Origin of the sequence: Belnapia mucosa, from assembly GCF_016775475.1 — a bacterium.
In the GTDB taxonomy this organism is placed as follows: Bacteria; Pseudomonadota; Alphaproteobacteria; order Acetobacterales; family Acetobacteraceae; genus Belnapia; species Belnapia mucosa.
This window is the reverse complement of record NZ_JAEUXJ010000003.1, coordinates 551,686-561,940: the sequence shown is the minus strand read 5'-3', so window position 1 is coordinate 561,940 and position 10,255 is coordinate 551,686. Positions and strand designations below refer to the sequence as shown.

Here is a 10,255-nt window from a genome sequence, read left to right as displayed (position 1 = left end):
ACCAGCCTTTCGGACCGCCTCGCAGCGCTACGGCAGCGCCAGCCCGCAGGCCTGCCCCGGCAGATCCAGGGACCCGAGCGGGGCTAGGGCCCGTGAGACAAGGCCGGCGGACCGACCCGACCGGCCTTGTCGAACGGGCCTTAGAGGCGGGAGGCGTTTCGGCATCGCTGCGAATCCGGCGCTGCCGCCTTTGTCTTGGGCCTGCGCCAGATCGGGGGCGCAAGCCGGGCTGCTGGAGCCGTCGCGGCGACCTGTTGCGGATCACCGGCCAATGCGGTGCCGGGCGCGCATTTCTGGGCCGACCGCTTCGAGGGCGACCGCGGGACGTTGCCAGGTTACCCGGGTGAGAGCCCCTGAATTAGCGGCATCCAAGCATCATAAGCCATGCCGCCGCAGTTCCGGACCTAGCCGTCCCGTTGCCGCGAGCCATGCCAGGCGCAGGTCTCCACCCAGCGACCAGAGCGGATAGCTGAAAGTAGCAGGCCGATTCCGCTCGACGAACAGGTGGGAAATCCAGGCACAGCCGTAGCCGATCAACGGGGCCAGCAACGTTAGCCACCAAGCCCCTGACGCCACACCCAGGAGGAGCGTGAGCGCCGCAGTCCAGGTGCCCGCCACATGGATAGCACGGGTCGCCGGGCGAGCATGTTCCCGCAGGTAGAAAGGCCAAAACTCACCGAAGGTGCGGAAGCGGTTAGCCATGAGAGGAGATTGCGTCAATCTCATCGGGTATCCAAGGGTTCGACGCAATCCGTTGCTCTCTCTCGCGGTGATTGTCGCCGTCGATGAACTGCGGCAGCGCGAACGGGCTTACCAGCCGCTCGGCTTCATTGCTTCTCCGGGTCCACCACATAGCTGCGGACCTTTGCCCGGCGGCGTCCGGGCTCGGGCCGCATGGCCGCCATGGCCAGACGACCCAGCAGGCCCGCCGGCGTATTGTCATGATGGTGCTTGGGGATATGCCGGAACACGGCATCTCCACCATAGGTGGCAAACCCGATGTCCTCGTCATGGCCGGTGCCGCCGGATTCACCAGGTGCCCAGCCGGCGCCACGCCAATCCGCTTGGCGTGCGTCGAGATCCGCGGCGCCATGAGTTTCAAAGACATCCATGACCCGGTCGACCACGCGTTCCTCGACCTGAGCCACGAGGACGATGCCGTTTCGGCGGATGCCCTCCACGAAAACTGCTCGGTCCGCCTTGGGCAAAAATCGGTCGATCTGTGACCGCAGGATGCCGCGCGGCCTATCGCCTGGGTGCTCCGGAGTGCCCTGATCCTCTCCGGCGCCATGAATTTCTACGGCAGCGGGATCGACGCCCAGCTGTTGGGTCAGATGCTCGACGACCCGCTCCACCTCACCGCGATTATCGAACAATCCTGCAACGATGCGTGTCATAGCCAGGATCCTTTCCCAGTCGCTGCAGGGATATGTGCATCCACGGTGGACGATACGATGCCTCTGGAAGCTGAAGCTTCCGGCTTTCCTGCCGAATTAAAGACCTGCATCTGGAGGCGCTTGGCTCACAGCGGCCATTCGCCAGCGAACTGCGCTTGGCTTAGCCACCACGGCTGGGTGAGACGGCCATCTGCCCCTGAGCTTGAACGGCGATCGCCCTAAGCTTCTGCCCGGGTTAGGGACTAACCCCAACCGGTCGCTCCCGCCTGATCGAAGTCGGCTCTAGTCGGCATCCTTTGCGGTGACGGTTTCGAACCAGTCGGCATAAGGCGTGTTCGCAACCATGCGCCGGTTGTAGTCCGGGGCGCCATCCGTCCACCATGGCGCGCCGCGTTCGCCGAGCGCCCGCTTCGCCGCCTCGACCCTCGACCGCGCGATACGAAGCGCCTCGGGGTCAGCCTTCGCCGTTCGGACAGCACGGCGGGCGGCCATTAACTCCTGCACGAGCCGCTTGCGCTCGGCGGGGTCGAGCGCCGGGTTGCTCAGCCGCCACAGCCGGCCGCGCACCACGAAATAGCGTCCGTCAGGTGTACGGGGTTCTCCTGAACGAGGTTGCACATCCTGCGATCCTTTGCGGGCTGGGCTCATGGTCTGCGGCCTATCGAAAATCCCGGCTTCCCGGAAGCTTCGGGCCCGCGCGCCGGCTGCCGGGCTCCGGCCGCCGGACCTCATCGGCGCGGCCGAGCACCCGGTCCACCCAATCGCTGCCGCCCACCGCGATGCCCGGATCGGTCAGGCAGCCCAGCAGATCCGAACGGTCGATCAGGCGGCGGACAATGAGGTGGGTGATGGGCACCTCTGCTCGCTCGACCTCCCGCTCGATACGGCCCTCGGCGACCAGCAACCGTCCTGCCACCAGTGCCGCCCGGTCGCGGGCGGCGACATCCGGATAGACCACCAGGTTGCCAACGCCATGCTCATCCTCGACGGTCATGAACACGATCCCTTTGGCCGAGCCCGGCCGCTGGCGCATCAGCACCAGCCCGGGCAGCCGGATCGAGGCGCCTGAGCGCAGGCGGCCGAGCTGGCGGCAATCGGCATAGCCCAGCCGGTCGAGCACCGGCCGGAGCAGCGCCAACGGATGCCGCCCCAGGGTCAGGCCGTTCGCTTGATAATCCGCGACCACCTGCTCGCCCTCGCTTTGAAGCGGCAGTGCCACTTCCGGCTCCGGCACCAGCGGCGTCTGCGCCGCCATGGCCGCGGCCGCGGTTTCGGGCGCTGCGGCGAACAGCGGCAAGGTTTCCAGCCCGCTGGCGACAGCGCGGGCGTCCCAGGCGGCCTTGCGGCGGCTGACGCCGGTGCCGGCAAAGGCATCTGCCGCCGCCAATGCCCCCAGCGCCCGCAACCCGACCCCGGCCCGCCAGGCGGCCTCCTCGACCGAGGCGAAGGGCGCGCCGTTACGCGCCTGCCGGGCCGCCAGGACAGCCCGCGCTGCCGCCTCCTGCAGCCCTGCCACCAGCCGCAGCCCGAGCCGCAAGGCGAGGCCGCCGGCGCTGGCCGGCTGCGGCTCCAGGCTGCTGTCCCAATCGCTGGCATTCACGTCGACGGCGAGGATGGCGACGCCATGTTCCCTGGCGTCGCGGACGATCTGCGCCGGGGCATAGAAGCCCATCGGCTGGCTGTTCAGCAGGGCACAGGCAAAGACCGCAGGGTGGTGGCACTTCACCCAGGCCGAGGCATAGACGAGATGGGCAAAGCTGGCGGCATGGCTCTCCGGGAAGCCATAGCTGCCGAAGCCCTCGATCTGCTGGAACACCCGCTCGGCGAAGTCTCGCTCATAGCCGCGGCGGACCATGCCGGCGACCAGCCGCTCGCGGTAGCGGGCCACGCCGCCGGTCAGCTTGAAGGTGGCCATGGCTCGGCGGAGCTGGTCTGCCTCCTCGGCGGAGAAGCCGGCGGCGACGATGGCCAGCCGCATCGCCTGCTCCTGGAACAGCGGCACCCCGAGGGTCTTGCCCAGCACCCGCTCCAGCTCGTCGGGCTCGCCATGCTTCGGTGAGGGCGCGGGGTAGGTTACCGGCTCCAGCCCCTGCTTGCGTCGCAGATAGGGGTGGACCATGTCGCCCTGGATCGGCCCGGGCCGGACGATCGCCACCTCGACCACCAGGTCGTAGAATTTTTCCGGCCGCAGCCGTGGCAGCATGTTCATCTGCGCCCGGCTCTCGACCTGGAAGACGCCGAGGCTGTCGGCCCGGCGCAGCATGGCGTAGGTCTCAGGGCAGTCGCGCGGCAGGCTGGCAAGGTCATGGCTCAGGCGATGGTGCTGGCGCAGCAGGCCAAAGCCCCGCCGCAGGCAGGACAGCATGCCAAGGCCGAGCACATCGACCTTGAGGATGCCAAGCGCGTCGATGTCGTCCTTGTCCCATTCGAGGACCGTGCGGCCCTCCATGGCGGCATGGGTGACGACCGCCAGCTCGATCAGCGGGCCGCGGGTGATGACGAAGCCGCCGACATGGGTCGCCAGGTGGCGCGGGAAGTCGAGGATTTCCTCCGCCAGCTCGAGCGCCATGGCCAGGCGGGGATCACCCGTGTCGAGTCCCTCCGCCTCGGCCAGAGCCTTCAGGCCCATCGCATGTCCTGGCCCCCAGCTGCCCTTGGCGAGACGGGCGGTGATGTCCTCGCTGAGGCCCATGGCGCGGCCGACCTCGCGGATGGCGCTGCGGGTGCGGTAGCGGATGACGGTGGCGCAGATGGCAGCCCGCTCGCGGCCATAGCGCTCATAGAGATGCTGGATCACCTCCTCGCGCCGCTCATGCTCGAAATCGATGTCGATATCGGGCGGCTCGCCGCGGCTGGCGGAGACGAAGCGTTCGAACAGCAGGTCGTGCTTGCCGGGATCGACGGCGGTGATGCCGAGCACGTAGCAAACCGCCGAGTTGGCGGCCGAGCCGCGGCCCTGGCAGAGGATGCCGCGGTCGCCGGCAAAGCGGACGATCTCGTGCACGGTCAGGAAGTAGGGGGCGTAGCCGAGCTCACCGATCAGCTGCAGCTCATGGGCAATGCGATCGGCGATGTCGGCCGGGACGCCGCCCGGCCAGCGTGCCGCCAACGCCTCCTCCACCCGGCTCGCCAGGGTCTCCTGGGCGGTCCGGCCGGGCTCCATGACCTCATCGGGGTATTCGTAGCGCAGCTGGTCGAGGGAGAAGCCACGACAGGCGTCCAGGATCGCCAGGCTGTTCGCCAGGGCCTCCGGCCAGCCGGCGAAGAGCCGCGCCATCTCCGTCGGAGACTTCAGGTGCCGCTCGGCATTGGGCTCTGCGGCATAGCCCAGGGCATCGACCGTGGTGCGCAGGCGGATGGCGGTCAGCACATCGGCCAGGCGGTGCCGGGAGCGGTGGTGGTAGCGGACATGACCGGTGGCCAGCAGCCGGGCCCCGGCCTGCCTGGCAATCTCGGCCAGGACGCCGATCCGCTGGCGGTCGTCGCCCCGGAGGGCATGGATGGCAACGAGATGCAGCGGCAGGGCGAGCCTGCCCCGCAGCGCTGCGGCATCCCGCCGCAGCCCGGCGGCGAAGGCCGCATCGGGGTCGGCTGGCGGGATCGCGGCCAGGACCCAGCCCTCGGCAGCGGCCAGCATCGCCGCGCGGCCAATGCGAGCCTCGCCCTTGGCCGCCTGCATGCGGCTGCGGGAGAGCAGCGCGGTCAGCCGGCCGTAGCCCGCGCGGTCGCTGGGCCAGGCCAGCCATTCGGAGGCGTCGTCGAGTCGCAGGCGGCAGCCGACCAGGAAGGGGAGTTTCCGCTCCCTGGCGGCGACATGGCCGCGGACCACACCGGCGAGGCTGTTGGTGTCGCAGATGCCCAGGCCCGTGAGGCCGAGTTCCCCGGCGGTTTCGGCCAGCTCCTCCGGGTGCGAGGCGCCATCGAGGAAGCTGAAATTGGATTGGGCTGCCAGCTCGGCATAGCCGGTCATGGCAGATAACCATGCAGCAGCCAGGCCGGCGCCTCCGGCGACTCGCCGCGGCAGATCCAGAGTCGTACGCCCGAGGCGAGCTCGACCCGATAGTAATCCCGCCGCTGCAGGCCTGGCCTGGCGCGCCACCATTCGGGCTCCAGCCGTTGCGGCCCCTCGGCTCGTTGAATGGCGTGGTTGCGGCCGCGCCAAGGCAACATCGCTGGCGCTCCAGCCTGCCACGGGGCCGCGGCCTGGACCGGTTGCGGTCGCCGGAACAGCAGGACCGGCCAAGGCTGTACGTCCCAGCCCGGCGGGATGGCAGGCTCCGGACCGTGAAGGCTCCGTGCGGCCACCGCACGCTCCGGCCAATGGCTGGCGACGGGGCTGACCCGCTGCACCCGCAGCCGCTGCCCCAGCCGGTCGAGCAACTGGGCCAGGTCCCTGGCCGCCACGGCCTCGTCATACCGGCCGCCCAGGCCGAGCCCAGCCTGGGTTCCCGCGGCCATGGAATCCGTGGCCCGGGCCTCCAGCGCCATCCGCTCGAAGCCCAGATCGGGCTCCAGCCGCTCCAGCCCCTCGGCGAACAGCCGGTGCAGGTGCCGTGGCTCGCGCACCGGCGTCCCGGTGCCGATCGCCACCTCCTGCACAACCCCATCCACCCGCCAGGCCAGGAGCGCGACCCGGCGGGCGCCGAGCTGGGCTTGCCGCAGCCCGCGGCAGAAGCCGTCGAGCAACCGGTCGAGCACGGCCTCGATGCCGGCGCGGGTGATGATCGGCTCAAGCAGGTCCTGCACCACGGTCAGGTCCGGGGGCGGGGTCACCGGCTGCAGGACGACCCGCCGCCGGCCTGTGACCGCGTCGAGCCGATCCAGCAAATCCTGCCCGAAGCGCCGCGCCAGGGGTGCCCGGGGCAGGTCGAGCAGGTCATGCACCCGCCGCAGCCCGAGCCGCTGCAACTCGTCCAGCAGGGCCAGCGGCAGCCGCAGGGCCGGGCCGAGCGGCAATGGCCCGGCGACAACCGCCTCGATGCCATTGACGACGATCGGGTTGTCGCTGCGGGCCCTTGCCAGGGCGGCGGCAGTGGCCGGGGCGCCCGCGACCGCGCCGCGTGCCGCGACACCGGCCCGGCCCAGCCTCGCCAGCGCATCCCGCAGCAGCGCAGCCTCGCCGCCCTGCAGATGGGCGCAGCCGGTGATGTCGAGCAGCAGGCCATCCGGCGGATCCACGGCCGCCAGCGGCGTATAGCGCCGAGCCCAGAACGCCAGGGCCTGTAGCGCCTGCGCATCGGCCCCCGGATGGGCGGCCTGCAGGGCAAGATCGGGCGCGATCGCCTGCGCATCGGCCAATGCCTGTCCGGGCCGGAGACCGGCGGCCTCAGCGGCCGCGTCGACGGCCACCAGCAGCCGTCGATTGCCGAAAGCAGCCCAGGTGGCCAGCGGTCGGGTCGGCGGCAGCCTCGGCTCGGCGCGGCGGAGCCGATTGGTGGCGAGGCTGGGCAGGTGCAGCGCCAGGAAGCGCCCGGTCATCGCGCGGCTTGGCGAGCCGGGTATGGTGTCGCGGTCGCCAGGACCAACTGCCCCGTCGCGGCCTGCCAGGTCACAGCCCAGGGCCCGCCTGGGCGGCCGGCCTTGCTGCGCAGCAGCTCCAGCTGCCAGCATCCCTCATCGAGCGTGGCATCGGCATCGGTGGGATAGGCGCCGATCCGCCAGCGGGTGGTGGTGGCGCTGGGTGCGACGCTGGCGGCATCCGGCCGCAGCAGCAGGCCGAGGGCGCCGCCCGCCTCGGCCGCCAGTTGCAGCCGGCGTGTCGCCGTCAGGTCCAGCGGGTGAGCCTCGGCGCTCTGCTCCTGCGGCAGGGCCAGCACCGCCCCGGTCACGGCCGGGCACCGGAGCGCCTCCTCCATCGCCCAGAGCGCGTCCGGCCAGCGCCGGGCCCGCACCAGCACCAACTCCGCCGGCAGCAGGCCGAAACGCGCCAGCCCCGGCGGCCAAGCCAGGAGCATGTCCACCTCGAGGGCGATCCAGAGGACGGTGCCGCCGGTGCGGGCCAGCAGCAGGGCACAGAAGGCAGCGCCACAGCCAGGCGAGGTGGCGAGCACTTCATGCACCGCGGCCCGCGCTAGGCCGCCACCGGGGAGCGGCAGCCCATCGCAGATCGGGATGGCGTCCCGGCCGCGCCGATCGCCATGACCAGCCTCCAGCCGCGCCACACGCGCACGCAGGGCCGCCAGCATGGCGGACTGGTCGAGCGGGATATCCGAAGGGGCTGGAGGCATGAGCAGGCACCCGCATGGCCATGGTCCGTCACCCGGCGGATTGCCCGGGTCTGCCGCTGAGCGGCCGGTCTGCGATCAGGTGCTGTGCGGTGGGCGGGATGGGCGCTTGAGGACGACGAAATTGGCCCGCTCGAGCTGGGCCACGAGCTGTTCGGCCAGCAGGCTGGCTGCCATTTCCCAGGCAGCGCCGCGGCGCGGCTTGCCGCGCTCATCGAAGCGCAGGCCATAGGCTATCGCGGAGGCGAGCTCTGCATGGTCAACAGGCAGCAGAGGGCCAGCGGAAACACCCGCGCGCTCGGCAGGGGTATCGGACGGATTGGGCGGGGGCGGGCTTGGCGAATCCATGCCGCGACGATGGCGAGATAAATCGAACGAATCAAGAACATATTTGCCAAGGGCCTTAGTTCCACACCGAGGTGTCAATCCGAGCGGCCGGCTTCAAAAGCACTTCAAGGTGCCACCGAGCAACCTGCGGCGGACGATCTCGGCCATCCTCTGGCGGCAACGGCCTTCGTCAGCACGTCTGGGACCTCGGCGCACGGCCCGCCATCCCGCCGCAAGTCAACGAAGCGCACATCGCCTGCCCGGCGCCGATCTGCAACAACCGCAACCGCGCCGAGCGCCTTTGGGCGAGGCTCAAAGAGTGGCGCGCCGTCGATACTCAGAATGAGAAGACCGCCGCCTCCTTCCTCGGCGTCCTCCGCCTCGCCGCCACAGCCGATTGGCTCAGGCGCCAACGAACCCTAAGGGTGAGGTCTCGCGGCATGCAGTTGCTGCGCATACTGGCGAGAAACCTTCAGCGCTCGCGGCGCGCCTACGGCTTGCCGCAGGAAGAGTTGGCCGCCCTCGCCAGGCTGAACCGCAACTCCATCGGCATGCTGGGGCGCGAGGAGAACGCCGCAACGGTGGATGTCATCGAACGTCCCGTGGCGGTCCCGGCGGCGGATGTGCTCGGCTGCGACAGCCCATGACGGAGTACCTCTCCTGCCCCCGAGACCTGGCGAGGGCGGTGGCGGTGGTGAGACGCGCGGCGCGGCGCAGAAGGAACGCCGGCCGGAGGGCATGGCCGTGCCACAGCCTGCGGTCTCAACATCCAGACGTTGAGGGCCACCGGGCCAAATGGCGCCGGGCAAGCCCAAAATGTTCCGCCTCGCGCGCGAACTTCCGGGTGCGAATCCCCTGCGGACCTTTCCTTCCAGAATGAGTCTAACCGATCCAAGACGGCCTTGGTCTTGGTTTGGTCCAACGCCTCGCCTCGGGCTGGCGGCCGGCACTGAAATCGGCATGTGCCGAGCCGCCACGTGCTTGCCTACCGGTCGAGCATCGACCCGTGCACCCAGCCGAAGGGCTGATCCTCGCCGACCTGCAGCCAGCCACCCGGTGCCTCGCCGAAGACGCGCAGGTTGGAAGCGCGTGGGACTATCTGCACCACAGCCCCACCGCCGCCCGGTTGGCTGCGTATGTTCACGGGGTGCGCGGCTGTGGTGGTCACCATTCGCCCTGGCGCTGCGGCTGGCAGGGACGGCGCCGGCGCTGGCACCACTACCGTCGGCAGGGCGGGGGGACCTGGAGCCGTCGCAGCGGTTGGCGGCGTCCCGCGCTGCAGAGCGGGCGCGACATCGAGCGGCAATGGCGGCAAGGCACGTGCCTGCGGGCGCCCTGTCGGCGGGCCGCCGCCCTCGAAGCAGCGGTCGAGCATCTCGACGAAGACGCGGCCTGCCTCCGCATTCGACATGCCGATCACGAGGTCCGCCCGCTCGGTCCTTCCCTCTTTCAGGCTCACAGTCACGACCCAAGGAATGAACGGGTCGTTGGCCTCGCCGGTCGGGTTGACCTGGCCACATACCGCGACGGTGTTCGGCACTTGCTGGCGCCAAGTCTGCACGGCGCGCATCTGCATCTCGCCAACCATGCGCAGCCGAGCGCGTACCTGCGCCTCTGCCGCTTGGCGCGCGATGGCAAGGGCAGGGTCGAGGCCAGGCTGGTTCTTCGGCGGGTCGTCACAGGCCGCCAGCCCCGTCGCGATCACCGCGAGGAGCGGCGCGATAAGCTCACGCATGGTGGTTCCCAGTCTGTGGGGCGGCCTTCTAGACCAGCTGCGGCCATAGACAAGCACCCCCGCGCTATGGCCTCACCTCCGCTGCGAAATCTCAAAGTGCCGCGACCGCGCCAGCAGCGTCGGTCGCAGCATCCTGCCAAGATAGGGCCGGTCGGTCTTCTCGGCCTTTGCGAGTTCGGCAAGAGAGCCGCATCGGCCCTCCTCGAACAGGCACTTCCGCTAATGCGCGAACCAGCGCCTTGATCAGGGCAGGGTCGGCCCGCATGCGTGCCGCTGCGGCACCAAGCAGGCTGCCGTCCGGCATGGCCACGAGCTTCCGCACCCCGTGGTGGATGGTCAACGGAACCCGGACTGTGATGCTGGTCGCCGTAGTCACACTGCCCTCTCGGCTCTCGGTGCCGATGCCACCGATGTCTCGCAGCAGGCTGGCCAGCCTCTCCGGCCGCGGCCGGTTGTTGGCGCCGGTGGGACTGACCTCGCCCCGTCCGATCCGCAGCCGGACGAGGCGGGCCAGCTCGGTTGGAAACAGCTCATCCCTAAGAATCATGGGTCTATGTCGGCTGGCGGACAGG

At 70.0% G+C, this 10,255-nt stretch carries 9 protein-coding genes and 1 pseudogene; 2 read left to right on the top strand and 8 right to left on the bottom strand.

The window, feature by feature from the left end; genetic code table 11:
* Window positions 1–375: 375 nt before the first annotated feature.
* The 7 genes from JMJ55_RS10820 to JMJ55_RS10790 all read right to left on the bottom strand — a co-directional run bounded on the left by JMJ55_RS10820 (window position 376) and on the right by JMJ55_RS10790 (window position 7,969).
* Window positions 376–702, bottom strand: a complete 327-nt coding sequence (locus JMJ55_RS10820; RefSeq protein WP_202825566.1) for a DUF962 domain-containing protein — start codon at window positions 700–702, stop codon at window positions 376–378.
* Window positions 703–827: 125 nt separating this feature from the next.
* Window positions 828–1,397: a hypothetical protein gene (locus JMJ55_RS10815; protein ID WP_202825537.1), complete on the bottom strand. Its 570-nt coding sequence runs from the start codon at window positions 1,395–1,397 to the stop codon at window positions 828–830.
* Window positions 1,398–1,679: 282 nt separating this feature from the next.
* Window positions 1,680–2,045, bottom strand: a complete 366-nt coding sequence (locus tag JMJ55_RS10810) for a hypothetical protein (protein WP_202825536.1) — start codon at window positions 2,043–2,045, stop codon at window positions 1,680–1,682.
* A 10-nt stretch (window positions 2,046–2,055) separates the two neighbouring features.
* Window positions 2,056–5,367, bottom strand: a complete 3,312-nt coding sequence (locus JMJ55_RS10805; protein ID WP_202825535.1) for an error-prone DNA polymerase — start codon at window positions 5,365–5,367, stop codon at window positions 2,056–2,058.
* Window positions 5,364–6,875 (bottom strand): Y-family DNA polymerase, encoded by a 1,512-nt coding sequence (locus JMJ55_RS10800; protein WP_202825534.1) that lies wholly within the window; start codon window positions 6,873–6,875, stop codon window positions 5,364–5,366. The genes JMJ55_RS10805 and JMJ55_RS10800 overlap by 4 nt, the downstream gene beginning before the upstream one ends.
* A complete protein-coding gene (locus JMJ55_RS10795) occupies window positions 6,872–7,624 on the bottom strand; it encodes an ImuA family protein (protein WP_202825533.1) in 753 nt (250 codons plus the stop codon). Before JMJ55_RS10795 ends, JMJ55_RS10800 begins: the two co-directional genes overlap by 4 nt.
* A 75-nt stretch (window positions 7,625–7,699) precedes the next feature.
* Complete coding sequence (locus JMJ55_RS10790; protein ID WP_202825532.1) at window positions 7,700–7,969, bottom strand: hypothetical protein; 270 nt, start codon at window positions 7,967–7,969, stop codon at window positions 7,700–7,702.
* Between the two features lie 158 nt (window positions 7,970–8,127).
* Here JMJ55_RS10790 and JMJ55_RS30960 point away from each other — a divergent pair.
* A pseudogene (locus JMJ55_RS30960) lies at window positions 8,128–8,355 on the top strand (transposase); the annotation flags it as partial.
* A 33-nt stretch (window positions 8,356–8,388) separates the two neighbouring features.
* Window positions 8,389–8,595, top strand: a complete 207-nt coding sequence (locus JMJ55_RS30955; protein ID WP_236033634.1) for an XRE family transcriptional regulator — start codon at window positions 8,389–8,391, stop codon at window positions 8,593–8,595.
* 338 nt (window positions 8,596–8,933) lie between these two features.
* Here the strand turns inward: JMJ55_RS30955 and JMJ55_RS10780 are convergent, their stop codons facing one another.
* Window positions 8,934–9,683: an SH3 domain-containing protein gene (locus tag JMJ55_RS10780; protein ID WP_202825530.1), complete on the bottom strand. Its 750-nt coding sequence runs from the start codon at window positions 9,681–9,683 to the stop codon at window positions 8,934–8,936.
* Between the last annotated feature and the right edge of the window lie 572 nt (window positions 9,684–10,255).

Excerpts from the sequence above, each read along its gene's own strand:
- JMJ55_RS10800 (WP_202825534.1), bottom strand. The coding sequence starts at position 6,875 with ATGACCGGGCGCTTCCTGGCGCTGCACCTGCCCAGCCTCGCCACCAAT.
- JMJ55_RS10820 (WP_202825566.1), bottom strand. The coding sequence starts at position 702 with ATGGCTAACCGCTTCCGCACCTTCGGTGAGTTTTGGCCTTTCTACCTG.
- JMJ55_RS10780 (WP_202825530.1), bottom strand. The coding sequence starts at position 9,683 with ATGCGTGAGCTTATCGCGCCGCTCCTCGCGGTGATCGCGACGGGGCTG.
- JMJ55_RS10815 (WP_202825537.1), bottom strand. The coding sequence starts at position 1,397 with ATGACACGCATCGTTGCAGGATTGTTCGATAATCGCGGTGAGGTGGAG.
- JMJ55_RS10790 (WP_202825532.1), bottom strand. The coding sequence starts at position 7,969 with ATGGATTCGCCAAGCCCGCCCCCGCCCAATCCGTCCGATACCCCTGCC.
- JMJ55_RS10795 (WP_202825533.1), bottom strand. The coding sequence starts at position 7,624 with ATGCCTCCAGCCCCTTCGGATATCCCGCTCGACCAGTCCGCCATGCTG.
- JMJ55_RS30955 (WP_236033634.1), top strand. The coding sequence starts at position 8,389 with ATGCAGTTGCTGCGCATACTGGCGAGAAACCTTCAGCGCTCGCGGCGC.
- JMJ55_RS10810 (WP_202825536.1), bottom strand. The coding sequence starts at position 2,045 with ATGAGCCCAGCCCGCAAAGGATCGCAGGATGTGCAACCTCGTTCAGGA.
- JMJ55_RS10805 (WP_202825535.1), bottom strand. The coding sequence starts at position 5,367 with ATGACCGGCTATGCCGAGCTGGCAGCCCAATCCAATTTCAGCTTCCTC.